The following is a 25570-nucleotide window of genomic DNA, read 5'->3' on the forward strand; positions in this document are numbered from 1 at the left end:
CGGTCCTCCCGATCCGGGGAAACCGCCGGCCGATCCCCCGAGGCGTCGGCATCCGCCGGACACCGACCCCGGGGCCGAACCGCCCGCAGTCGACCTCTCACTTCGGAGTCTTCCGACGATGCGGCTTCCGCGACGCGACTGCCCGCCGCTCCTCGCACTGGTCCCGCTCGCCATCCTTCTCATGCTCCCCGGGTGCGGCTGGTTCAAGGGTAAGGGCCCGGCCGTCCCCGGGGCGGACATCCCCGGAATCCTTCCTTCGCAGATGGAGCCGGTCCTGGAGGCCCACTACGCCGGCCTCGGCCACATGGAGCGCTACGAGTACGCCGACGCCGCCGCCCGTTTCCGGGAGATCCGGGAACTCGCCCCCGACTGGCAGCCGGCCAAGATCAACCTCGCCATCGCCCTGCTCAATCAGACCGGGGAGGCCATCGCCGATGACGAGTCCCAGTCCGGCGGCGCAACCGAGGCCGGGGGCGACGGCGGCCCCGACCGCTTCGAACAGGCCATCGCGCTGCTCGACGAGGTCCTCGCCGAGGAGCCCGACAACCTCCACGCCCACTACAGCAAGGCGATCATCCTGGAGCAGGTCGGCCGCTGGAAGGAGGCACACGACGAGTTCGCCGCCGTCGTGGAGGGCGACCCCTATGACGCGCATGCCCTCTATTGGTATGCCGTCACCATGCCGGATTCCTCCGGCACCGAGCGGGCCGCCCTGTTCGAGCCCGAGAAACTCGTCGAGCCGCTGGAGAGGGCCCTCGCCATCAATCCTTACCTCGTCCCGGCCCTCTACAACCTCTCACGGGTCTACGTCCGCCCTGAGGTCGGCCGACGCGAGGATTACGACCGACTGACCGACCTGAAGAATCGCCTCGACCCCCAGCGCAGCGAGCCCCCGCCCGGCATGGGAGACACCGCCGCCAAGGTCTACGGCGAGATGGGCCGATACGCCGAACTCGTCGGCCCCCCCTCCCGACGGGTCCCACCGGTGGCCGACGCCCCGCCGCCGAGGTTCTCCGAGATGCGGGTCGCCGAGGTCGAGTTCCCCGAGGGGCACCGCTGGGCCTCGAAGGGCGACTTCACCGGCCCCCTCGCCGTCGTCGGCCGTGCCCGGGACCGCTTCGGGGCCGGGGTCGCCGCCTTCGATGCCGACCGCGACGGCAAGATCGACCTCTACGCCACCGCCGCCGTCGTCGGCCCGGACGGCGTCCGGGATGCGCTCCTGCTCAACCTGGGGGATGGTCGTTTCGTCGACGCGTCCGCCGAATTCGGCCTGCCGACCGACCTCCCCAGCATCGGCGTGGCCGCCGGCGACTTCGACGCCGACTTCTTCCCCGACCTGTACCTCGCCCGGGTCGGGCCCAACCTCCTGCTCCGCAACACCGGCGAGGGCCGCTTCGAGGACCTCACCGAGGCCACCGACACGGACGGCGGCGACGCCCTCACCGTCACGGCCCGCTGGCTCGACCTCGACCTCGATGGCGACCTCGACCTGTTCGTCGTCAACCACTGCGACGTTTCCCGGTCCGAACAGGCATTCACCGACGACTCAGAGGGTGGCGCCTTCACCGTCGCTTACCGCAACGATGGGACGCCGGTCCCGGTCGACGCCGGCACGTCCCTCTCGGCCGCGCCGCTGGCGGTGGAGGGCCCCAAGGCCAACGCCGTCGCCGGCCTGGAAACCGCCTTCTCTGACTGGAGCGACGCGATCGCGCTGCACGATGCGGAGGTCCCGCACTCGGCCGTTGCGGCCCTGGACATCGATTCGGATCGGGACCTCGACCTGGTCCTCGCCGCCGACGGCCAACCCCTGCGCGTCGCGCTGAACGACCGGCTCGGGCAGTTCCACGCCGTCGACCTGCCGGCCGACAACCTCGCCGCCCGCCTGGGGGGGCTGCTCGTCGTCGACCTCGATCAGGACGGCCGACCCGACCTCGTCGGGCTGGGGGCCAACGGCGGTGCGATCGCCTGGCGGAATTCCTCGGAGGGCAGGGGGGAGGCGCTCGACCTGAAGCTGGAGCCCTGGCCGATCGACGCCAAGGGGTGGCGATCGGCCACCGTCGCCGACCTCGACCTCGACGGCCATCCCGACCTGCTCTCGACCTCCCTCGCCGACGGCGAGATCCCCGCCTGGGCCCGCAACGAGGGGGACCGCTCCTCCGCGCGTCCCCTGCCGACCGCCCCCGCAGCATCGTCGGAGGACGACCCGTCGCCGATCCTCGGCGGAGCGCTCGTCGACCTGTTCGACGAGTCGCCCTTGCCCGACGCGGTCTACGTCCGCGACGGCGCCCCGCCGATCGTCGCCGAGAATCTCGGCAACGGCCGACGCTGGCTGGGGCTCGACCTCGCCGGCCGCTGGAACATCTACCCCGAGCTGATGCGGACCAACCCGCATGGCCTGGGGACGAAGGTCTCGCTCGAAGGGGCCGACCTGTCGGTCCAGTACCACCACACCTCGACCGAGTCCGGCACGGCCCAGTCGATCACCCCGGTCGTGCTCGGCCTCGGGAGTTCCGAACTTGTCCCGCTGGTCCGCCTCAGGTGGCCCGACGGCGTGATGCAGACCGAGCTGAACCAGGCCGCCGACGTGATGGTCACGCTCGCCGAGAAGAATCGCAAGACCGGCTCCTGCCCGGTGCTTTTCACGTGGAACGGCGAGCGGTTCGCCTGCATCGGCGACATCCTCGGCGGCGGCGGCATGGGCTACCTCGTCGCCCCCGGGGTGTACAGCCAGCCCGACCGCGACGAGATGGTCCACGTCCGGGCCGATCAGCTGGCGGAGCAGGGGGGCGTCTATCGCCTCTCGATCACCGAGCCGATGGACGAGGTCTCCTACCTCGACCACCTCGTGCTCGACGTCGTCGACCGCCCGCCCGGCGTCGACGCCCACCCCGACGAGCGGTTCTCACCCGGCGGCAACCGCCCGACCGGCGAGCTGATCGCCTGGAGGGAGACGATCGCCCCGCAGGCCGCGACCGACCTGGAGGGGGACGACGTCCTGGAGACGCTTTCGGCGAACGACCGGGACACCGTCGACGACTTCAAGCGGCACGTCCGCTGGATCGGGTATGCCGATGAGCACGGGATCGTCCTCGATTTCGCCGACCGCCTCTCCCGGTTCGGGCCCGACGACTCGCTGGTCCTCTGCCTGGCCGGGTGGGTCGAGTACCCCTACTCCCAGACCAACTACGCGGCCTCGACCGCCGGCGTCGAGCTGATGCCGCCGGTCCTGGAACGCCTCCGGGACGACGGCTCGTGGGAGGTCATCGAGGCCGACCCAGGCTATCCTGCCGGGCTGCCCCGGATGACGACGCTCGACCTGACCGGCAAGCTGACCGGCGATCGCTGCGTCCTCCGGGTCCGGACGAACATGGAATGCTACTGGGATCACGCCTTCCTCGCCGTCCGGGACCCCGAGGCCGAGCGAGCGCTCCGGGTCACCTCGCTCCCCGTCTCCCGGGCGAAGCTGGGGGCGAAGGGTTACATCCGGGAGGTGTCCCCCGACGGCCGGCTCCCACTGCTCTACGACTACGAGTACGTCGACCCGGCCCCGCTGGCCCCATTCGCCGGGAGGCTGACCCGCTTCGGCGACGTGACCGAGCTGCTCACCGCCGACGACGACCGCCTCTGCCTGGTGGGCCCCGGCGACGAGTTGCGGTTCGAATTCGACGCCACCGCCCCAGGGCTCCCCGAGGCCTGGACGCGCAGCTTCGTGCTCCGCTCGATCGGCTACTGCAAGGACGCCGACCCGTTCACCGCCGGGAGCGACGCCGTCGGCCCGCTCCCCTGGAAGGACATGCCCGAATATCCGTTCGGGCCGGGCGTCGAGCGGCCCCGCGACCCGGAGTCTCAACGCGATCTCGACACCTATCAGACCCGCATCGCCGGGGGCGATTGAACGACCGATGCATCCCGTCCTCCGAGCCGGGAGCCATGAGAACCCATCCGAGCGGGAGGAGCAGCGATGGACGAGGCCGGGGGATTCTGCGGACTGATCGCGATCGTCCTCGTGCTCGTCCTCGGCTTCGTCGTGTGGACGTCCTCCCGCCCGGATCCCGACCCTGCCCCCGGGGCGGGGGCGGTCGCATCCGAGTCCCGGGGTCGGGACCGAGGCGGGCGCGACGGCCTGGGACCGCCCGCCTCCCGGTCGATCGGACCCCCGGCCATCCTCGCGATCGTCGGTGCGCTCTATGTCGGCGGACTGTTCTTTCTGCGTCCGAGGGCCCGTCGGGCGAAGCGGAACGGCGCGACGGACCAGCAGGCCGCGCTGATCGCGTTGCTCTCCTTCGCCTTCAGCCCCGTGGTGGTGCCGGTGCACCTGGCCTGGGGCGGTCTCGGGCTGCTCGGCCGAGCCCTGACCAGCGGGCCCGATTCCGGGGACAAGCCGAAGCCCCACCGGGGCGCGAACGACCTCGACTGAGGTGCCCCGAAGGGATCGGATCGCAGCGCCTGCTCCTGCGAGATCCGGCGGGACGCGCACCCCCCCGCGTTCGATGCCTCAGGATGTCGGTTCAGCCCTCATTGCTCGTCCCCTCAGCGGGAGCCGCCCGGACCTCCTCGGCCTTCCCCCGCCACTCCGGGATCGCCTCGACCAGCCGCTCGCGGGACGGCCCCGACAATTTCTTCTCCGTGTGGGGGATCAGGGCGTCGAGTTCGAGGGCCCGCTCCGCCTCGCCGGCCGCCCGATCGAACTGGTCGACGGCCGCGAGCGCCTCGGCCGCCTGAGCATGGGCGAGGGCGCTGGTGGGATTCAGCTCGGCGATCGTGTAGGCGGCATCGGCGATGATCGTCCGCAACTGGCCCTGCACCGAGGAAGGCAGGTCCCGTCTCGCGTCGAGCATCCGGGCGGCGATGTTCAACCGGGCGACTCGGACCTCCAGCGAGAGGGGACTGCGGGGCGGGGTCCGGGCCTCGGTGAGGATCTCCTCGACCCGGTTCCAGGCCGCGTCCTCCGGAGGCGCCCCCCGCCCGAGCCAGGCGAGCAACTCCAGCTCGGCCAGGGCGAGATAGGGGCGGGTGGCGTAGGCGTCGGCGGCGATGGCGCGGTCGAGCAGGCGGGCGACCTCGTCCATGTCTTCCTGCCTCGGGATATTGGGGTGGTCGGCGAGGATGGCGTCGGCCCGGTTCATGAGCGCCTGGGATCTCCAGTAGGGGGAGACCGTGCCGTAGAAGGTGCCGAGCAGGGCCGAGAGGACCGCCGCCGCCACGAAGGGGGGGAAGAGGCCCGGCAACTCCCGGAGCCTCCCGGCGGGCCGGTCGTCCCTGAGGTTGAGGCCGACCGCCGCCAGGCCCCAGAGCATGCAGGAGACCGGCGCGTAGCCGATGCCCCCGGCCGCGAGCAGGTTGACCGCGATCGCCACCACCGCGGCCCCGAAGGCGACCCCGGACGGCGGGACCCTCGCCCAGAGCGGACCGGCCAGCCCGACGGCCAGCCCCCAGCCCGCGCCGAGCACGAGCCAGCGGAGCAGGGATTCGTTGTCATCGGCGAAGAGATTCAGGTCGCCGAGCATCAGGACCGCCAGCCATCCCCCGAGCCCTCCCCAGGCCAGCAGGGAGGCGGGCCGGGGCGGGTCGGCCTCCATCGCCGGATTCGATGCCGGCTCGTCGCTCCCGCGTCGAGCCGGACCGAGCAGATTCCAGAGCACCAATCCGAGCCCGAGCACCAGCAGGAACAGTCCGGCGATCCCGGCGACGACCCAGACTTCCAGGAGGAGGTTATGCGGGTCGGCGACGTCCTCACTCGCCTCGACGAGCTTGTGCAAGCGGTACTCCGGCCGGAAGTTCCCGGGGCCGAGGCCGGCCAGCCAGGCGCCGCCGTCGGTGAGGACCCTCCAGGCGCCGACCCAGTACTCGAACCGGAACCGCAGGGACCGGGTCGCCTCCGTCAGCACCTGCCGATCGAGGTAGCCGAGGCGAAAGAGCCCGGCCGCCGCCAGGCCCCCGGCGACGATCGACCCCAGGGCCCCGCCGATGACCCCCCGCCGGCCCAGCTTCGGGCCCAGGCCGACCGCGAGGATCGCCCCACCCACCACCAGGCCGAGGAAGGCGCTCCGACTCTTGGTCAGCAGCAGCACGACGAGCAGCAGCAGCACCGGAAGCGCCGCCATCGGCAGCGAGGACCAGGTCGGTTGCGGGTTGAAGGGATCCCGATCACCCCGGAACCTTCGCGCCAGCCCCGCCAGCAGGACGCCGAGGCCCAGCACGAGCGGCCCGACGACGTAGCCCCCCAGCGAGTTCGCCAGGGCGAAGGTCGAATAGGGTTCTTTCGAGCCGACCAGCCGGTCGGCGAACAGCCGGTATTCGGGGGAGCCCGGCTCCGCCGTCACCCCTGCCAGGGCCATCACGCGCTCGGGGTTCCGCTCGTACTGCCGACGAAGCTCGGGCAGTTCGACGCCGACCTGATAGACCGCATACGCCGAGACCGCCGCCGCCGTCGCCGCGAGGATGCCGGCCAGGGCCCAGGATTCCGCCCGGGTCCTCGGCAGATTCCGGAGCAGGACGTAGGCGAGCCCCACGCCGGCCCACTGCCACGCCAGGTTGATCGCCACCCGGCGGTCCAGCGCCTGCGAGGCGCTCACCCCGACCGCCGCGATCAGCCCGACGATCGCCGCGTCGGCCCACGAGAATCGGAACCGGAGCGACCGACCGAGCATCGCCCCCGTCACCGCGAGGGTGGCGGTGGCGAGCAGGGCGAAGGTCCAAGGGAGCTGCTGCCCCGTCTCCAGCTCGGTCATCCCCTCCGCCGGCCAGTAGGCCCGGGCGACGACCAGGGCGGCGGTCAGCCCCAGCGCGATCCGGCGGATCCGTTCGCCGAGCCAGGAGGAGTCCTCCTGCCCCGAATCGACCGGGACCGACGACGATCGGGAGGTCGTGATCGGGGGGCGTCGCGTCTTGCCGGCTCGGCTGCCCATCAGCGGATTGATCCCGTGGTCGCCTCGTCGGCCGGTGCCGGTGGCGACGGGGGCCCCGACGCCGTCGCCTTCGGCCGCTTGATTTCCAGGATCGCCACGACGCCCAGCACGCAGAGCGTCTGCGACACCACGACCGCCGCCCCCCAGCCGTCGAGCCGGTGCAGCAGCAAGGCCCCCAGGCCCCCGGAGAGCGTCACCAGGTAGATCGTCCGCACGGCCCACGGCGGGGTCAACCCGCGTTCGATCAGCCGGTGCGAGAAGTGGCTCCGGTCCGCCTGGAAGGGACTGCGGCCCGCCCGCACGCGGATCAGGATGACCGACGCCGTGTCGTAGAGCGGCACGGCCATCACCAGCAGCGGGGCGAGCACCCCGTACGGCGAGTCACCCGAGCCCGGGTAATCCTTCGTGAAGGTGCCGACCACCGTCATCGCCCCGAGCAGGAACCCGAGGAAATTGCTCCCCGCGTCCCCCATGAAGAGCCTGGCGGGGGGGGAATTGTGCACCAGGAACCCCGCCAGGGACCCCGCCAGCACCAGCAAGACCGCGGGCACGAACAGCGCACCGACCGCCGCCTGCGCCCCGACGAACAGCAACGCGACGATCAGGCCCACCCCCGCCGACAGCCCGTCCATGTTGTCGAGGAAGTTGAACGAATTGGTCAGCCCGACCACCCAGAGGATCGTGATCCCCCACCGGATCGGGGGCCAGCCGAGCGGCCCGAACAGGGTGATCTGCGCCCCGGCCGCGACCAGCCCCGCCGCCGCCAGCACCTGCAGGGCCAGCCTCGGCTTCCAGTCGAGTCGGAAACGGTCGTCGGCCAGGCCGACGAGCATCATCCCGGTCGCCAGGCCGACGATGACCCAGAGCGAGCGGACCCGGAGCATCGACCCCTCGGCATGTTTCGACATCTCGGGGGGGAGGGGGAGCCCGGAGGCGACCCAGGCCGTCCCCAGGCCGAGCACCAGGACGAGCGCCAGCCAGATGGCGACGCCGCCCCCCATCGGGGTCGGCGCCTCGTGGGCCTTCCGTCCCCCCGGGGTGTCGATCAGCCCCACCCGAGGGGCCACCGAACGCACCACCAGGCAGAGCCCGTAGCAGAGCACCGCCCCCGCCGAGAACAGGCCGAGCCCGGCCATCGCCTCGATCACGAGTCGGCCTCCGTGCCCTCGGCCGTCGCCGATGCGCGGTCCCCTCCCTCCCGTTTCAGGCGCCGGAGGGTGAGCATCCCGTCGGCCACGCAGGCGACGAGCAGCGCCAGGAAGCCGGTGGTCACGCCGAGGAAGACCCGCCACTCGATCGGCCGGTCGGGGGGCCAGCTCGGCCGCTCCCCGCCCCGGCCGACGACGAAGATCGCCAGCGGGCCGGCAAAGGTCAGCAGGGTGAGCATCCCGAAGAGGACCATCGGCAGGGCCCGGGTCGTCGGGCCCTGCGCGGGGCCGTCCGGGGTCATGCCGATTGCCCCTGACGGGCGGCCCGCTGCTCGGCCCGCTGCGCCACCCGGCGGTCCTCGGCCTGCCGCGCGGCGATCAGCTTCTCCACCACGGCCAGGCCCGCCCCCTCGGCCGGCACGGTCGACGCCTCGGCTTCGTGCCGCCACTTCAGCTCGACCTTCCCCTCCTTCAGCCCCCGATCGCCGACGACCACCCGCAGGGGGACCCCGATCAGGTCGGCGTCCTTGAACTTGGGGCCGGGACGCTGGTCCCGGTCGTCGATCAGCACGTCGGCCCCGGCGAACTTCAGGGCCTCGGCGATCTCGCTCGCCTTGGCCATCACCTCGCCGTCCGGGTCGACCTGGAGCGGGACGATCAGCACCTCGTAGGGCGCGAGGTTCAGGGGCCAGATGATCCCGTTCTTGTCGTTCCCCGCCTCGACGGCGGAGGCGACGATCCGGTTCACGCCGATCCCGTAGCACCCCATGATGAGCGGGTGCGTCTTCCCCTCGGCGTCCTGGAACATCGCCCCCATCGCGTCGGAATACTTAGTGCCGAGCTTGAAGACGTGGCCGATCTCGATCCCGTTGCCCACCTCCAGCGTCGCCCCGCACCGGGGGCAGGGATCACCGGCCAGGGCGTTGCGGAGGTCGAGCACCCGGTCGAGCGGGAAGTCCCGGCCGGGGACGACGTCCTTCAAGTGGACGTCCTCCTTGTTCCCGCCGACGACTACCCGGGGCATGGCCGCGACCGACTGGTCCACGACCATCGGGAGCTTGAGGTCGACCGGCCCGAGGAAGCCCATCGGGGCACCGGTGGCCTTCTGGATCGCCGCCGCGTCGGCCGGCTCCAGGGTCGATGCCCCGAAGGCGCGGCGGACCTTCCCCTCATTCGCCTCGTGATCGCCCCGGACCAGGACGGCCACCGGCTTGCCGTCGGCCAGGAAGACGAGCAGCTTGCCCGTCTCCTCGGGGGAGACCTTCAGGAACGACGCGACCTCCTCGATCGTCCTCTTCCCCGGCGTCTCGACCTCCGAGGGGGGCGGTACGTCTCCCGGGGCGGGGGAGGGGTCGTCGATCGTGCCGACCTCCGCCTTCTCCACGTTCGCCGCGTAGCCGCACTTCCCGCAGTGGATGAGCTGGTCCTCCCCCGAGGGCGAGGGGACCATGAACTCGTGCGAGGCGTCGCCGCCGATCGGGCCGCTCTCGGCCTCGACCGCGACGTAGGGCAGGCCGCAGCGGTCGAAGATCCGGCAATAGGCCTCGTACATGACCTCGTAGCTGGCGTTGAGCTGCTCGACGTCGGCGCCGAAGCTGTACGCGTCCTTCATCAGGAACTCCCGGGTCCGGACGATGCCGAACCGGGGACGTGGCTCGTTGCGGAACTTCGTCTGGATCTGATAGGCCGTGATCGGCAACTGGCGATAGGAGGTGAGGAAGGCCCGGGCGAGGTCGGTGATCACCTCCTCGTGGGTCGGCCCGAGGCAGACCTTGCGGTCGCCCCCGAGGTCGAACTTGATGAGCACCTCGCCCATCGTGCCGACCCGGCCGGTCTCCTCCCAGAGCTCGATCGGGTGCATCGCCGGCATCAGCAGTTCCAGCGCCCCGGCGTCGTCCATCTCCTCCCGGACGATCCGCTCGGCCTTCTTCAGGACCCGGAGGCCCAGGGGGAGATACGTGTAGGTCCCCGCCCCGAGCTGCCGGATCATCCCGGCCCTCAGCAGCAGCACGTGGCTCGGCGCCACGGCGTCGGCCGGCGACTCCTTCTGGGTCGGGATCAGGGCGTTCGACCAGAGCACGGCTTCCTCTCCCGGTGCGATTCGTTGCGGGGCGGTGACGGGACGGAGGCCGGACCCTGTCGGTCCGGGCGTCCGGCCGCGAGCGTCGCGACGGCCCGACCGTCGCCCCGGATGTTCCCCGTGGAACGCGAGCCCGGCGGCCCGACTTAGGATCGCCGAGTCTACCAGAATGCCCCCCTCCGGAAGAAGACGTCGACGATCGGCTCACCCGGCCGATAGACTCGAAGCCCACCTCGCCCCGACGCGTCGCGACCGAGGGCGACCGTCCCGCCCCCGGGCCCCGGAGCGCCCCCCATGGCCTCGAACGAACCCGGCACCGACGCCCCCCCGCCCCCACCGGACGCCTCCTCCCAGATCCGCGAGGCGATCCTCCTCGGCGTCGTCGGGCTGGTCGCCGTCGGCGGGCTCCTCTGGTGGACGGCCCGCGAGCCCGAGCCGGAGGCCTCCGAGCTCCGGGGCGCCACCTCGGCCCACCCGGCCGGCTTCACCCGGGCGGACTTCGTCGGCGACGACGCCTGCGCCGACTGTCACCCGTCGATCGCCGTCTACCACGAGCGCAACGGCCACAGCCGGACCTTCCGCCCCGCCGCCGACCGCGCCCTTGCGCAGCAGCTCGACGGCCGGGAGGTCGTCGACTTCGAGCGGCCCGGGGTCACCTGGAGCTTCCTCCTGGAGGACGACCGCTTCGCCGTCGAGCGTCGGCAGGGGGACCGGGTCGACCGGCTGCCGATCGACTACGCCTTCGGCTCCGGCTACCACGCCACCACGTTCCTCAGCGTCCTCGACGACGACCCTCGGGACTTCACCCTCCGGGAGCACCGGCTCACCTCCTACGCCGACGGCTCGGTCCGGATCACCCCCGGCCAGGGGATGGACGAGCCCTCCCCCGGCACCGACGCGCTGGGCCGGATCCTCACCGGGGAGGACGCCTTCGACTGCATCAAGTGCCACGTCACCCTGACCTCGATGACCGACCCGGACACCGTCGACGTGCACTCGATGATCCCCACCGTCTCCTGCGAGCGTTGCCACGGCCCAGGCCGCGCGCACGTCGAGGCCGCCCGCCGGGGGGACCACCCCGACGACCTCGCCATGCCCTTCGGCCCCGGCCGCTATTCGGCCAACGACCAGATGCTCCTCTGCGGCGCCTGCCACCGTCACCCGTCGCAGGCCCCGGTCGCCGCGCTGCGTCCCGGCAATTCCGAGCTCGCCCGCTTCCAGCCCGTCGGCCTGATGCAGTCGGCCTGCTACATCGAGAGCAATGGCGCCCTGAGCTGCACCACCTGCCACGACGCCCACGACCGCCCTTCCCGCGACGCCTCCTCCTATACCGCCACCTGCCTCTCCTGCCACAAGCCGTCCCACCCCTCCCAGACGCCCTGCCCTGTCTCCCCATCCCAGGATTGCACCTCCTGCCACATGCCCCGGGTCGACGCCGGGCAGGGGATCCGGTTCGCCGACCACTGGATCCGGGTCCGGGACGATACCGAGGTCGAACCGCCCGGCGACGCCTCAAGGCCCCACTGAGCGACGGCGGGCACCGATCGGCACGTCGGCCCTCGGCAACACGAGGGCCGATTTTACTGGATCCGTGGCCTCGGCCGGATTCCAATGCGTTTCCGACGAAACGGACGAGGCCCCGGGCGTCGAGGTCGACGGCCCGGGGCGGTGTCCTGCCGGGATCCGCGCGGTGAATCCCGGCCTGCGTCGACGATCCTCTCCCAAGCAGGAGGCCCCGACGTGACTCAAGGTCGATCAACGCGGCTCCGGCCGCCCGCCTTCATCCTCATCGCCCTGCTCGCCGCCCCGGTCGTCTCCCGGGCCGAGCCGACGATCCACCCGTCCCTCGCCGGGCGGTTCCGGCTCACCACCTTCGCCTCCGGCCTGAACTTCCCGTCGAGCATGCAGCAGCTCGCCGACGGGTCGCTGCTGGTCGGCACCAGCGACCCCGCCTCGGGGGGGAGCATCTACAACTCGACCGGCTCCCTGCTCCGATTCACCGACACGAATCGGGACGGAGTGGCCGACGGCCCCGGCCAAGTCGTCGCCACCGGCCTGACCGGCACCGTGACCTCGGTCCGACAGGCGGGCGAGCTGCTCTTCGTCACCAGCTCCCGGCCGGGCCAGGAGAAGATCACCGTGATGCGGATGGGATCCTCACCCGGGGATTCCCTGACAGCGCTCGGCACCATCGACTTCGCCTTCCCGAGCAACACCCTGCACACCACCTACGCCCTGGCCGTCCGGGAGTCTTCGACCACGCCGGGCTCCTTCCAGCTCTTCTTCAACGTGGGTTCCCGGACCAACGCCGATCGGACCACCACGCCGGTCCCCGTCTCCGGCCTGATCGACGCCGACCTCAACGGCGACTCGATCTACCGGGTCACCGTCACCGATTCGGGCTCCGGGGCGCCGAGCTTCTCCGCCCCGGAGCAGATCGCCACGGGCCTCCGCAACGCCGCCGGGATCGCCTTCGACCCCCTGACCGGCGACCTCTTCTTCCAGGACAACGGCATCGACGGCCTGAGCAACTCCAATGAGCCCCACAGCGCCGACGAGCTGAACCGGATCGCCGTCGGCGACATCGGCGGGGCCATCGAGGACTTCGGCTTCCCCGACGACTTCGTCCCCTACCGCACCGGGGGCCAGGGCGGCTCGGACGATTCGCTGCTCGTCGCCTTCCAGCCGATCCCCGACCCCTCGAACGGTCTGGAGGCCGAGGGGGCAAACGAGATCGCGTTCGCCCCCGACACCTTCCGCTCGATCCTCGGCCACGGCGTCTTCATCGGCTTCCACGGCCGGTTCAACGGCGCCCCCTCGGGGGTCGACGCCGAAAACCCGCTGGTCTTCTACGACCTCGCCAGCGACAGCTACATCCACTTCATCGAGGGGAACCAGGACGGCCTCGGCCACCTCGACGGCCTGCTCGCCACCGGCGACCGCCTCTACCTCTCCGACCTCTCGACCATCGGCCCGGTGACCTTCGGAGGGGCGGGGCAGGGGGCCATCTACGTCCTCACGGCGATCATCCCCGAGCCGTCCTCGGTCGCCCTCACCGCCCTGGGCCTGGCCGGGCTCTTCGGCCTCGCCGCCCGCAGGTCCAGGCGATCTCGGCTCGGCTGAATTCAGTCACCTCTCCGGTGCATTGATCGACGGCCTCGGACCCCGAGGCCGTCGGTCGGTTCACCGATCGACGGGGGTGATCGGGGGTCCGTCCTGCCATTCGTATCGCCAGGAAACGGCCCCGTCCCGGATGTCCCGCACGGTCCGGGCGAATCCCTCGCGGACTCCCTCGTTCGGGAGGCTCCGACGATCGCCGAACCGGATGCGGTAGGCGGTCAACTCCGCCGCGTCCTGGTCAAACCGCAGGTCCGTCTCGAAGGGCTCGGGCCACAATCGGCCGGCGGTGTTCGAGTGGGAGCCCCAGGTCATCGCGTCGAAGACCCGCACCCGGCCCGGGGGGAGTCGGTACAGGTTCGCGGTGGAGAAGGTGGCCAGCCATCTCCCCTTCGAGTCCCAGTCGGGCTCGTCGCGGAGTCGATGCTCGACCTCGTTGCGGATCTTCATGCAGAGGACGGTGCTGGCCATGCAGGCGGCGTGAACGTCCTCCGCGTCGATGGCGAGACGCAGGAGCCGCATCGCGGCGGCGATCGTCTCCCGGGGGCCTGGCCTCGGATCGAGGCTCGACCTCATGATCCCCAACTGCTCCCACACGATGCGGCGCCCCACGGGTCAGTACCGGCCGGTGATCGGCTGCCGGCCGAGTTCCTTGTAGAAGTCGGCCACGTCCTCGGCCGTGTCGAGGTTCCGGATCGAGCCGTCAGGGAGGAAGACCGTGCTGCCGCCGGCGTCGGAGAAGTCGGGCCTGGCCCCTCGGTAGCCGTCGTGGGCGCCGTGCATGACCCGGGGCTGGTCGAGCATGGCGTTGACCCGGTTGGCCACGTCCCGGACGGCCGGGCTGGACCAGTCGTCGAGGATCTGCCCCTCGGAGGCCGCCACCACGAGGTTCCGGCCGGGGGCCTGGGGGTCGATCACGCCGAGGAGGTCGTAGTCCCCCACCAGGGGTTTCTTCTGCATCGGGTGGATCACCTGACCCGGCTCCAGGGGCCAGTCGGGAGGGGTGTTGAAGTCCATCCGGGTGCCGTTCGCGTTGCGGGGGACGCCGTCGGCGTCGACTACGAAGTACCCGGCCTTCCTCGCCTCGGCGATCTCGTCCCCCTGCGCGGTCACGACGCCGGTCTTCTTGCTCGTCTTGATCTTGATCTGCATCGGCTTGGGGGGGAACCCCCGCTCGATCCATCGGGTTGACAGGGGGTTGGTGTTGCGGACGGCGATGATCCGGCCGGTCTCCTGCGCGACCCGCTGGAAGACCCGGGAGTGCGAGGCGGTCATCCCTCCCAGGTGCTTCGCGGCCGAGGCGGCCGCTGCCCTCGCCCTCGGCATCCCCTTCTTCGCCCCTCTGAGCACCAGGGCCGCGAAGACCGCCACCCCGACCACCGCGATGAACCGGGCCAGGAGGCGGGCCGCCTGATCGAGGTCGGCCTCCGAGGTGGCCGAGGCGGTCAGCTCGATCGCGCCGACGAGATCCGAGGCGGCCGACCAGACCTGGACCCCGAGGAAGATCCCCCCGGCGATCAGCAGGATCGCATCCACCACGAACCCGACGCCGAAATAATGTGACCCCGCCCAGACCGCCAGCACCCCGGCCATGATCGCCAGGCTCGCCGGCGTGATCATCGCCGCGAATTCGCCCCGGATCCCCTCCGGCAGCAGCGGGACCGTCCTCGTCAGCACCTCCTGGAATCGATCCTCGATGGCCATCCGATCGACCGGATCGATCCCCCTCGACGGCCCCGGCGTGGGCGTCGTCGAGCGGTTCAGCGTCCCCTCGTCGATCAGGCACATCCGGATCGGTTCCAGCCCGATCGGCCCCGGCGTCCGCTGGCTTCCCATCTCCACCCCCGATCGATGCAGGGCCGACGACCTCCCCCCGAGGAGTCCCCCTCCCGGCTCATGGGGGCGGGGGGGAGTCGGCCAGGGCCTCGGCCAGCGCCGAGACCGCCCAGGAGGTCGCCGCCACCGAGATGAACGACGACGCGCCGTGCGGGTCGCCGTTGTCGAACGGGGTCTGGAACCCCCGGGCCCTCGTCTCGACGAACCAGGAGCCGTCCTCACACTGGGAGTCGACAAGGAAGCCCAGGCCGCGACAGTACCCCGGGTCGTCCGTCGGGAAGCCGGTCCGGGCCAGCAGCGTCAAGGCCTGGCCGGTCGCGTAGGCGTCGCTGGCCATCGCGTCGCCGTCGAGCTGCGCCCAGCCGCCGTCGGGCCGCTGGGCGTCGAGCACGGCCGAGCGGGCCGACGCGATCGCCTCCTCGTCCGCGTCGAGCAACCAGAGTCCCCAGAGTTTGGCCGCGCGGTCTTCCTGGTCCGCGGGCTCGACCTCCAGGAGCCACGCCTTCGCCTTCTCCTCCGCCTCCTTCGAGAGCGATCGGTAGAGCAGGGGGGAGAACTCCCGGATCCCGTAGGCGGCGAGGGTCGTACACATCAGATCCGACCCCTCCAGCGGCGGCCTCCCGCTGTTGCTCTGCCAGCGTCCCGCGTCGTTCTGATTCTTCAGCAGGAAGCCGACCATCGCGTCGGAGAGGGCGTCGGGCGGCCGTCCCCCTTCGAGGAAGGTCCAGAGCCCGTAGCCGACGGTCATCGAGCTGCCCCCGATCCCGGCACCCTTCTCGAGCTGCTCCCGGTGGACGGTGAAGGAGTCGGCGGAGAAGCCGACGATCTCCGCCAGCAAATCCCGGTCGATCTCCGCCCCGGCGCGATCGGCCGCGGCCATCGCCATCGCCGGGAGCGTCTGGTGGTGGCAGGAGAAGCAATCCCGATGGTCCGGGTAGTTGTCGGCCGCCTTCTGCACCAGGGCCAGTCCCCGCCCCATTGCCTCCCGGATCGCCTCCCCCGTCGGCCCGTCCTCCCCCCGGGCCGGGCCGCCGCCGACCAGGAGCATCGCACCCAGCGCCACCGGGGAGGCCCACCACCATCGACGCATCATCATCCATCCTCCTCCGGGTGCTCTGGTCCCGATCTCGCGGCCGATCCGACGACTCCTCGACTCATTCTCTCCCCGTCCAATCGACCGGGCAAGGAACGTTGGCAGGGATCGTCCCGAACCGCGACCCCGTCAAGATACCTCACCTCCGCTCCGTTCCTCTCTCCTCTTCTCCCTCTCCGCGACGCTGCGGCTCTGCGTGAGATCCGGAGCCCCCGCCCCGATTGAGCCCCATCCCCCCTGCTGGTATGGTGAACACTTCCCGCCGAGACGCGAGGTCCGCCCCCGTTGAGAGAGCCATCATGACACCGATCCGCCCCCCCATGGCCCCGGCCCTCGCGCTCACCGTCGTGCTCCTGGCCGGCCCGACTCTCCTCCGGGCCGACGACCAATCGACGGCGGTCGGCGTCCTCCCCGCCGACGCCCAGGGCCGCCCCCTCAACCTCGACTTCGAAACCGGCACCCTCGACGACTGGACCGCGGAGGGGGACGCCTTCCGGGACCAGCCGATCGAGGGGGACACCGTCTCCCCGCGCCGGGGAGACATGAAGAGCAACCACGCCGGCCGCTACTGGATCGGCACGTTCGAGCGCCTCGGCGACGAGCCCGGCGGCACGCTCACCTCCGTACCGTTCCCGATCACCCACCCCTTCGCCAGTTTCCTCGTCGCCGGGGGGGCCGACCGGGGCACCCGGGTCGAGCTGGTCCTGGCGGACTCCGGCCGGGTCATCGCCGAGGCCAACGGCGAGAACACCGAGGACCTCGGCCGGGTCGTCGTGGACCTCTCCGAACACCGGGGCGAACGCCTCCGGATCCGCCTCGTCGACCAGGTTTCCGGCGGCTGGGGCCACCTCAACTTCGACGACTTCCGGCTCCACCCCGAGCGGCCCGACCTCCCCGCCCGTGACCCACTCCCCCCCCCGACGCCTACGCCCACGCCGGGCTCTCCCCCGAGGAGTCGGCCGCCGCGATGACCGTCCCCGAGGGCTTCCGCGTCACCCTCGCCGCCGGGGAGCCCGACGTGGTCCGCCCCATCGCCATGACCCTCGACGACCGCGGCCGCGTCTGGATCCTCGAAAACCACACCTACCCCTTCAAGGCCCCCGAAGGGCAGGGCAAGGACCGCATCCTCATCTTCGAGGATGAGGACGGCGACGGCCGGTTCGACTCCCGCAAGGTCTTCACCGAAGGCCTGAACATGGCCACCGGCCTCGAATACGGCTTCGGCGGCGTCTGGGTCGGCGCCGCCCCCGAGCTGCTGTTCATCCCGGATGAAGACGGCGACGACGTCCCCGACGGCGAGCCCGTCGTCCTGCTCGACGGCTGGGGACTGGAAGACACCCACGAGACGCTCAACAGCTTCACCTGGGGCCCCGACGGCTGGCTCTACGGCTGCCACGGCGTCTTCACGCATTCGAGGGTCGGCGCGCCGGGAACCCCCGATGAGGAGCGCATCCCCATCAACGGCGGCGTCTGGCGCTACCACCCGCAGCGGCACGAGTTCGAGGTCTTCGCCGAAGGGACCAGCAACCCCTGGGGCGTCGACTTCGACGAGTACGGCAACTGCTTCATCGAGGCCTGCGTCATCCCGCACCTCTACCACATGGTCCAGGGGGGCCGCTACCAGCGCCAGGCCGGGCAGCACTTCAATCTCTACACCTATGACGACATCAAGACCATCGGCGACCACGTCCACTACCTCGGCAACAACCCCCACCGCGGCAACGACCGCTCCGACGCCGCCGGCGGCGGCCACGCCCACTCCGGCCTGATGATCTACCAGGGGGACGCCTGGCCCGAGGAGTACCGCGGCTCCCTCTTCATGAACAACATCCACGGCGCCCGGCTCAACCGAGACGTCCCCGAGCCCTCCGGTTCCGGCTTCATCGGCCGACACGCCCCGGACTTCCTCCTCGCCAACGACCGAGCCTCCCAGATCATCGCCCTCCGCCAGGGACCCGACGGCGACGCCTGGATGATCGACTGGTACGACCTCCAGCAGTGCCACGTCCCCGACGCCACCGTCCACGACAAGAGCAAGGGCCGCGTGTTCAAGGTTTCGTACGGGGACCCGAGGCCGGATGCCGTCGTCGACCTCAAATCGCTCGATCAAAACGAACTGATTACCCTCGCGGCCGGCCTCCGACCCGTTGTCAGGACGGGGGCGCTCACCTACGAGCCCCAGAACGCATGGCACAACCGGCATGCTCACCGAATTCTCCAGGAACGCGGGCTCGATGGCGAGGCCCGCGAGAAACTCGCGAAGCTTGCCTTCGATCCAATGGAATCGGGTGTGCCCAACCTCGGCGGCCCGGCTGCCAGCCACATCCTGCCCGAGACCACCCGCCTCCGGCTTCTCTGGACCCTGCACGGGACCGGCGGACTGGAAGACGAGCACGTCAAACGGGGACTCGTCAGCGATGCCGCGAGCGTCCGCGCCTGGACGATCCGCCTGGCCATGGAAGACGGCGAAGCGTCCGACGAACACCTCGCCCACTTCGCCGGACTGGCGAAGTCCGATCCGTCCCCCGTCGTCCGGCTCGCCCTCGCCTCGGCATTGCAGCGGATGCCGGCCGACTCCTCCGCCAGCTGGGCCATCCTCGAAGCCCTCACCCAGCACGCCGAGGACGCCGACGACCACAACATCCCCCTGATGCTCTGGTACGCCCTGGAGCCGAAGGCCGCCGCCGAGCCGGGCCGGGCCCTCGCCCTGGCCTCGAAGTCGCCCATCCCCCGCCTGCTGGAGTTCACCGTCCGTCGGATCGGGGCCATCGGCACCGACGAGGCGATCGCCCTGCTGGTCGATGGATTGGGGTCGGCCGAGCCGTCCGAGGCCCAGGCGACGATCCTCGGCGGCGTCAACGAGGCCCTCAAGGGCCGTCGCCAGGTCGCCATGCCGGAACGATGGCCCGCCGTCTTCCGCTCGCTACTCAACGACGGAGACGAGGTCCTCCGCTCCCAGGCCACGGCGCTCGCCCTCACCTTCGGCGACGCCTCCGCCCGGGGCGCCCTCTTCGAGGCCCTGACCGACCCCTCGGCCGACCCCTCCTTGAGGCGAGACGCGTTGGAGGCCCTTCGCAAGTCGAGGGCCGAGGGCCTGCCGGGCCAGCTCCGCCACCTGCTCGGCGACCCCGAGGTCCGGGGCGCCGCCCTCCGGGCCCTGGCCGACTTCGACGACGTCGAGACGCCCGAATCCGTCCTCGAGATCTATCCGAAACTCTCGCTGGCCGAACGCCGGGACGCCCTCAACACCCTGGCCTCCCGCCCCTATTACGCGAAGGCCCTGCTCGACGCGGTGGGGCAGGGGGGCGTCCCCGCCTCCGACCTCTCGGCCGACATCGTCCGCCAGCTCCGCAACCTCGGCGACGAGGCGGTCGACGCCCGGATCGCCGAGGTCTGGGGCACCGTCCGCGACACCCCCGCCGACCGCGCCGCCCGGATCGCCGAGTTCAAGGCCATGCTCACCTCGGCCGCGGAGGTCGAGCCCGACCTCTCGCTCGGCCGGGCCATGTTCGTGAAGACCTGCGCCCAGTGCCACCAGCTCTTCGGCCAGGGCGGCGACGTCGGACCCGAGCTGACCGGCTCGAACCGGGCCGACCTCGACTACATCCTCTCCAACGTCCTCGACCCCTCGGCCCTCATCGGCAAGGACTACCAGGCCCACCTCGTCGCCACCGCCGACGGCCGGGTCCTCACCGGCATCATCAAGGCCGAGGATCAGGACGCGATCACGCTCGTCACCGCCAACGAGACGGTCATCGTCCCGGCCGACGAGGTCGACGAGCGGGCACTGAGTGACCTGTCGATGATGCCCGACGACCTCTGGGCCAACCTCTCCGGGCACGAGGTCCGCTCCCTCGTCGCCTACCTCGCCAGCGCGTCCCAGGTGCCCGTCCTGCTCACCCGGGACACGGGCTTCATGCTCTTCAACGGCAAGGATCTGACCGGCTGGGTCGGCGACCCCGACCTGTGGGGCGTCGAGGACGGCGCGATCGTCGGCAGGACCGACGGATTGGATCACAACGAATTCCTCAAGAGTGAACTCGTCGCCGGGGACTTCCGCCTCACCCTCGACGTCAAGCTCACCCCGAACTCCGAGAACAGCGGCATCCAGTTCCGCGGCGAGGCACTCCCCGACGGCGAGGTGAAGGGCTACCAGGCCGACATGGGCGCCGGCTGGTGGGGCAAGCTCTACGAGGAACTCGGCCGGGGCCTGCTCTGGGACGAATCGGGGGAGGAACACATCAGGCCCGGCGAGTGGAACACGTATGAGATCGTCGCCCGGGGCTCGAAGATCGAGACGTCCCTGAACGGGGAGAAATGCGTCGACCTCGACGACCCCGAGGGGGCCCGTCGCGGCATCTTCGCCCTGCAACTCCACTCCGGAGGGCCGATGGAGGTCCGTTTCCGCAACATCGCCCTCGAACCGCTCGACGACCCGACCCCGGCGCCGGCCACCCCCAACACCCGCTCGTCCGACGGTCGATGAACGACCGAGCGAACCCGGCCTCTCGACATCTCCCCCCTCGGAGCCACCCCGCCGATGAACCTGCTCAGCACCTTCAAGGGCTCGATGATGGAGGGTTTCCTGCCCTCCGGCTGGGACCTCGCCAAGATCGACGCGTGTTGTTCCCACCCCCCCGGTTCCGTCACCGACCGCCAGCCGTTCTGGGCCGACGGCTTCGAGCCCGTCCCCTGCGCCTCCGTCGAGGACTTCGACGTGATGATGGGCCACGAGATCGCCCAGGCGATCCGGAGGACCCGCCAGGAGGGTAGGGAACTGGCCATGATCTTGCCCGTCGGCCCCATGGGGATGTACCGCTGGGCCGTCTATTTCCTGAAGGAGTGGGGCGTCTCGGCCGACCACTGCCACGGCTTCAACATGGACGAGTGGTCCGACGCCCAGGGCAACACCCTGCCCGCCAACGACCCGGGCGCCTTCACCAACGCGATGGAGGGGGCCTTCTACGGCCCGCTCGGCCCGGCCAGCGTCCCGAAGGATCGCCGCTGGTTCGCCACGGCGGATCGCCTCCCCGAATACGGCGACCGCATCGGCGACTTGAAGAAGAAGGGCGCGGAGCTGGTCGTCATCTTCGGCATCGGCCGGGTCTGCCACATCGCCTTCTGGGAGCCCCACTTCGCCGCCGAGTTCAACGACCTCGACGCCTGGAAGGCCCAGACCCACCGCATCGGCGCCCGGCTGCATCCCCTGACGATCGAGCAGAACGCGCTGACCAGCTTCAAGAGCCGGACGACCCTGGTGCCGGCCTTCGCCAACACGATCGGCCCCGGCCTGTTCCTCCAGGCCGACCGGATCATCGGCGGGGCCGACGGCATCCTCGGCCGGGGGATGCAGTGGCAGGGCACCAGCCTCTGGATGACCCTCCGCTACGGCCCCGACCCCTGGGTCCCCAGCTCCTTCATGCCCACGATGCCCGGCCGCCTCTTCTTCCTCAATGAGCTGGCCGGCCCCCTGGAGCCGGAGATGAACTGAGCGAGGCGGGCCCGACTCCCGATCGCCCTCGACCCGAGCTACGAAGACGCCCCCGGGCTCCCTCCGCAGGGATCCCGGGGGCGTCGCGATTTCGAGGGCCCGGAGCCCGGATTCTACCGCGTTGCCTGGGAGACACGCCTTCGGGTGGCCGGGGTGGCTGGGGTCTCGCGGACGAGACCCCGGCCACCCGAAGGTGATCGATTCAGGCGATTCCGTATTACTCCTCGCTGCCGGATTCGGCGTCCCCGGCCCGGGTGCCCCGGGAGCGGCGTTCCTGCTCCATCTGCTTATATGCCTCGTCCAGCTGCGTGCGGAAGAGGAGGTGCAGGTCGTCGTCGTCACCCTCGGTCAGGTCCTGGTCGACCTTGGTCGAGGCGAAGAAGCCGAAGCACATCTCGTCGGTCGTCCAGTCGCCGAATTTGACGTCGATCGGAGACTCGACCGACTGGTTCGGGTTGTCGGCGCTGTTGTCGTAGTGGGCGATCGCCTTCACCACCGACCCGGCGGGCAGGACGACCGGCCGTTCGAGCATGTACTGGAGCTGCCAGTTGAAGTCCCACCGGTCGATCCGGATCAGGTCGATCCGCTCCCCCGACGGGGTCTCGGCATACATGGTCATGTCGGTCCCCAGCAAGTGCATGTGCGGGGCGACGGCGCGGACCTCCACGTCGCAGGGCAGCGGCAGGGTGTCGGCCACGACCTCATATGCCCCGTCCCCGGCCGGGATCCGGAAGTCGGTGTTTCCGGCGGCCCACCAGTGCAGGGCCTTCTTGATGGGCCGGTCCTTGGGGGCCAGGTGCAGGCCGATCCTGGTCACGTCGGCCTCGGGCTTGCCGTCGGGGTGGTAGTGGACCTGCAACACGATGTCCGAGCCCTTAGGCAGGATCCGGCCGATCCCCTCGGGCAAGAAGTCGGGGTTGGCGCCCGGGGCCCAGCCGCCGAGGTCGCCCCGGATGTCGATCATCGGCCCGCCCTGGCACTCGTAGCCCTGCAACTCGTCCTCGGCGTCCTTCTTCCTCGCCTCGCCCGAAATGTCGATGTAGCCGAGCACGTGGTGGACGACCCGGGCATTGCCCGGCTTGTACTCGATGCCGATGACCTCGGCGTCCTCGGGCAACGGGTTCGGGATCACGAAGCAGCGGTGGACGTCCAGGCCCCCGGCGGGGATCTCGAACGGCTCGGGCATCTCGATGATCACGTCCGGCTCGCCGAGCGCCCAGCCCTCGGAGAACTCCGGGACGGGGGGCAGGTCGGCGGGATCCCCCTCGGGCATCCCGGCGTCGACCCAGGCCTGGAACGTCTCGATCTCGGCCTCGGTCAGGCTCCGGTCGTGCCGGAATCCCACGTCCCCGAATTCGGGGTCGGCCAGCCAGGGGGGCATCCGGCGGTCGAGCGTCACGGTCGCCAGGTCGGGCCCGTGCGTGCGGGCGTCCTCATAGGAGAGGAGCGTGAACGGCGCCACCTGGCCCGGCCGGTGGCATTCCTGGCAATTCGCCTGCAAGAGCGGGGCGACGTCCTTCGTGTAGGTCGGGGCCTCGGCCCCCTCGGCGGCATCCCCGACCGTCGTCGTCCGGTCGCCGGCCCCCTCCTCGAACCCGTCCAGGGCCAACGAGGCCAGCAAGGCACTCCGGCCCGAAGCCCCCCCCTGGCAGCAGTCGGGGAGCGCGGACGTCCCCACGACGGGGGTCGGCACCGACTCCACGTCCTCCGAGGCGTCGCATGAGGCCGAGGCCGCCTCGACTCCCAGGGTGGGACACGAGCGGGAAGACGTCGACGGGCAGGAGGCCCCGGGGACCGCCCCGCCGGTCATGCGGTCGATGCCGTCGGGGTCGATGTAGGCATAGACGGACGAGAGGCTGAGGATCGCCACGGCGCCGAAGCCGGTGCCGACGATGGGGGACCTGGTCAGGCCGAGCCGTCGAATCACGGGGGACACTCCTGGTTCCGGGGACTCCGGGGCCGCCGGCCTGCGATCAGGCAGGCCACACGCGGTCGGCCGCTCGGACGAGGGCCTCCGGTCGATCGACCGGATGAGCGGTGCGGGCGGACGCTGTTCGGTCCTGGCGTCCTCTCATTCCTTGAAATCCCGATCGCTTCAGCCGCCGGGGCCGAAATCGGGGAGGGTGCATCCGATCGCCTCTGTCCGGGGCGCACGGACCTCTTCGCCGCCCAGCAACGCGGCGATGGCGTCCTTCAGGTCGTGAGACCGGACGACCTGGCGGCGGCGCCCCAGGTCGAAGAACTGGTCGTCGATCCGCCCCCGATAGCGGATCCGCCCGGCGTCGTCGACCACGACCGCCGAGGGCACCGTCCCCACCCCCAGCTCCCGGGCGAGGCGGACGGCGCCCGATCGGCCGATCGGGAACCCCAGGGCGTACTCCTCGGCGTGGGCGGCCACCTCGGCGTCGGTCAGGTCGGCGTCGACGAACAGGCCGACGAAGCGGACCCGATCCGTGCCGAACTCCCCGGCGATGGCGTTGAGGGTCGGGCTGTACTGGTTCGAATTGGGGCAGGGGGTCCAGAGGAAGGCGATCGCCAGCACCCCGCCCTCGGGGGCCTCCAGGGTCATCGGCCTGCCGTCGACGCCGAGCACCTCGACCGCGCCCGGCAGGCGGTCGGCCGGTCGGTCATCCTCTCCCCTCGCCGGCCCGGGAAGGCCCATCAGCAAGGCGGCCAGCAAGGCCAGGGACGGTCGGTGTGTCGGAGTCACATCCATCCGGTGCGGACCTCCACCGTCTTCGGGCCGGCAGTCGTGACCATTCGAGCGAGCCCCTCGGCCCAGTTTAGCGACGCTCCCCCGCCGATCCTCGGGAAATGCCGGGGAATCCCGACATCCCGACATCCCGAAGGCCGCCTCATCGCCGCATCGGGGGGGCACCGACCCGACGCTCAGTCTCGCTCGTCGGGGGGACCCAGCTCGTGGGCCTCATGCTCGTGGGCCTCCTCCATCGCGTGGGCGTGGTCCCCCTCGCCGAAGGAGCTGACCAGCATCAGGCCCAGGCCGAGCAGGAACGCGACCGAGAGCTTGGTCCGGTCGTGGGAGTGGAAGTGCAACTCGGGCAGCAGGTCGCTCAGCGCGATGCAGAGGAACGTCCCGGCCGAGAAGGCGAGGGCCGAGGCCGTCAGGGAGGCCGAGTACGGGGCGTCGAGCAGCAGCATCCCGACCAGGAAGAGCGCCACGCCGATCGGGATCATCAGCGAGAACCCGAAGTTCACCACGTGCGCCAGCCATTGCGGCGACCGGGCCCGGAGCATCAGGCTCACGACCGTCAGCGAGTCGGCGGGCTTGTGCACCACCGTCGCCAGCAGGACCCCCCAGCTCGCGGCCCCGAAGCCCCCCCGGGTGGCATAGTCGGTCACCACCGCGCTGGCCAGCGCCACGCCGCCGATCAGGCTGTGGACCGCCAACCCCACCGCGGCCGCCGTCCAGTTCAACGTCGGCGCCTCGACCCGGGCCCGAGGGGTGCCGGTCGGCGGTGAGTGGTCGTGGTGAGGGGCGTGGTCGTGATGGTGCTCGTGGTCGTGCGGGCCTGCCGAGGCGGGGGCCTCGTGGTGGTGGAAGGCGAAGAACCGTTCCAGCAGGAAGAGGGCGGTCAGTCCCCCGGCGGCCCATCGCAGGGTGGCCGAGGAACCGGAGGCGACCGCCTCGGGCATCATGTGGAAGAAGGCGGCGCCGAGCATCGTGCCGGCGGCGAAGCTCAGGTAGAGCTGCAACCTCGTGTGCGTCAGGGTCGAGACCAGCGGCAAGAGGCCGCCGAGCAGGCTGACGACGACGACCGAGAGGCAACTGAGGGCCAGGGCGAGGGTCATGCGCGACGGGCCCTCCCTCGGGCCGATCGGTTCGAGGATCAGGGAGGCCCGGGGGTGAGCGACGGGGGGCGAGGACCACCCCTTGCC

17 protein-coding genes are annotated in these 25570 nt (G+C 71.0%); 7 read left to right on the forward strand and 10 right to left on the reverse strand.

The window, feature by feature from the left end; translation table 11 throughout:
- The first annotated feature begins 118 nt into the window (after positions 1-118).
- Positions 119-3895, forward strand: a complete 3777-nt coding sequence (locus tag ElP_RS02650; RefSeq protein ID WP_145266985.1) for an FG-GAP-like repeat-containing protein — start codon at positions 119-121, stop codon at positions 3893-3895.
- A gap of 66 nt (positions 3896-3961) precedes the next feature.
- Positions 3962-4417: a hypothetical protein gene (locus ElP_RS02655; RefSeq protein ID WP_145266987.1), complete on the forward strand. Its 456-nt coding sequence runs from the start codon at positions 3962-3964 to the stop codon at positions 4415-4417.
- A gap of 91 nt (positions 4418-4508) precedes the next feature.
- Here the strand turns inward: ElP_RS02655 and ElP_RS02660 are convergent, their stop codons facing one another.
- Genes ElP_RS02660 through ElP_RS02675 form a run of 4 tightly spaced genes read right to left on the reverse strand, consistent with a single transcriptional unit; the run spans position 4509 to position 10136 of the window.
- A complete protein-coding gene (locus tag ElP_RS02660) occupies positions 4509-6908 on the reverse strand; it encodes an O-antigen ligase family protein (RefSeq protein WP_145266989.1) in 2400 nt (799 codons plus the stop codon).
- Positions 6908-8056: a glycosyltransferase family 4 protein gene (locus tag ElP_RS02665; protein WP_231749428.1), complete on the reverse strand. Its 1149-nt coding sequence runs from the start codon at positions 8054-8056 to the stop codon at positions 6908-6910. Before ElP_RS02665 ends, ElP_RS02660 begins: the two co-directional genes overlap by 1 nt.
- Positions 8053-8358 carry a hypothetical protein gene (locus ElP_RS02670; protein WP_145266991.1) on the reverse strand — a complete coding sequence of 102 codons (306 nt, stop codon included), beginning with the start codon at positions 8356-8358 and terminating at the stop codon, positions 8053-8055. Before ElP_RS02670 ends, ElP_RS02665 begins: the two co-directional genes overlap by 4 nt.
- A complete protein-coding gene (locus tag ElP_RS02675) occupies positions 8355-10136 on the reverse strand; it encodes a proline--tRNA ligase (protein WP_145266993.1) in 1782 nt (593 codons plus the stop codon). Before ElP_RS02675 ends, ElP_RS02670 begins: the two co-directional genes overlap by 4 nt.
- Before the next feature lie 294 nt (positions 10137-10430).
- Here ElP_RS02675 and ElP_RS02680 point away from each other — a divergent pair, with 294 nt between their 5' ends.
- Positions 10431-11663 carry a cytochrome c3 family protein gene (locus tag ElP_RS02680; protein ID WP_145266995.1) on the forward strand — a complete coding sequence of 411 codons (1233 nt, stop codon included), beginning with the start codon at positions 10431-10433 and terminating at the stop codon, positions 11661-11663.
- Positions 11664-11876: 213 nt separating this feature from the next.
- Positions 11877-13259: a PQQ-dependent sugar dehydrogenase gene (locus ElP_RS02685; RefSeq protein ID WP_145266997.1), complete on the forward strand. Its 1383-nt coding sequence runs from the start codon at positions 11877-11879 to the stop codon at positions 13257-13259.
- A gap of 60 nt (positions 13260-13319) precedes the next feature.
- On the opposite strand, the gene ElP_RS02690 is transcribed toward ElP_RS02685, so the two are convergent.
- From ElP_RS02690 to ElP_RS02700, 3 genes are read right to left on the reverse strand one after another with little or no spacing between them, the layout of a single operon-like run.
- The gene (locus ElP_RS02690; protein ID WP_145266999.1) at positions 13320-13829 is read right to left on the reverse strand and encodes a hypothetical protein; all 510 of its coding nucleotides are present in this window, start codon (positions 13827-13829) and stop codon (positions 13320-13322) included.
- 39 nt (positions 13830-13868) lie between these two features.
- Entirely contained in the window at positions 13869-15089 is a 1221-nt protein-coding gene (locus tag ElP_RS02695; protein WP_145267001.1) for an anthrax toxin-like adenylyl cyclase domain-containing protein, read from the reverse strand.
- A 58-nt stretch (positions 15090-15147) separates the two neighbouring features.
- Positions 15148-16185, reverse strand: a complete 1038-nt coding sequence (locus tag ElP_RS02700) for a prenyltransferase/squalene oxidase repeat-containing protein (protein WP_145267003.1) — start codon at positions 16183-16185, stop codon at positions 15148-15150.
- A gap of 296 nt (positions 16186-16481) precedes the next feature.
- On the opposite strand from ElP_RS02700, the gene ElP_RS39270 reads away from it, so the two are divergent.
- Genes ElP_RS39270 through ElP_RS02710 form a run of 3 tightly spaced genes read left to right on the forward strand, consistent with a single transcriptional unit; the run spans position 16482 to position 21673 of the window.
- A complete protein-coding gene (locus tag ElP_RS39270; RefSeq protein WP_231749430.1) occupies positions 16482-17153 on the forward strand; it encodes a hypothetical protein in 672 nt (223 codons plus the stop codon).
- Positions 17150-20668: a PVC-type heme-binding CxxCH protein gene (locus tag ElP_RS02705; protein WP_231749432.1), complete on the forward strand. Its 3519-nt coding sequence runs from the start codon at positions 17150-17152 to the stop codon at positions 20666-20668. Before ElP_RS39270 ends, ElP_RS02705 begins: the two co-directional genes overlap by 4 nt.
- A gap of 54 nt (positions 20669-20722) precedes the next feature.
- Complete coding sequence (locus ElP_RS02710) at positions 20723-21673, forward strand: sugar phosphate isomerase family (RefSeq protein WP_145267005.1); 951 nt, start codon at positions 20723-20725, stop codon at positions 21671-21673.
- A gap of 217 nt (positions 21674-21890) precedes the next feature.
- Here the strand turns inward: ElP_RS02710 and ElP_RS02715 are convergent, their stop codons facing one another.
- The 3 genes from ElP_RS02715 to ElP_RS02725 all read right to left on the reverse strand — a co-directional run bounded on the left by ElP_RS02715 (position 21891) and on the right by ElP_RS02725 (position 25483).
- Complete coding sequence (locus tag ElP_RS02715; RefSeq protein ID WP_145267007.1) at positions 21891-23600, reverse strand: hypothetical protein; 1710 nt, start codon at positions 23598-23600, stop codon at positions 21891-21893.
- Between the two features lie 168 nt (positions 23601-23768).
- A complete protein-coding gene (locus ElP_RS02720; protein ID WP_197446667.1) occupies positions 23769-24389 on the reverse strand; it encodes a redoxin family protein in 621 nt (206 codons plus the stop codon).
- 173 nt (positions 24390-24562) lie between these two features.
- Positions 24563-25483 (reverse strand): ZIP family metal transporter, encoded by a 921-nt coding sequence (locus tag ElP_RS02725; protein WP_145267011.1) that lies wholly within the window; start codon positions 25481-25483, stop codon positions 24563-24565.
- Positions 25484-25570: the final 87 nt, after the last annotated feature.

This window comes from Tautonia plasticadhaerens, from assembly GCF_007752535.1.
Taxonomy (GTDB): Bacteria; Planctomycetota; Planctomycetia; order Isosphaerales; family Isosphaeraceae; genus Tautonia; species Tautonia plasticadhaerens.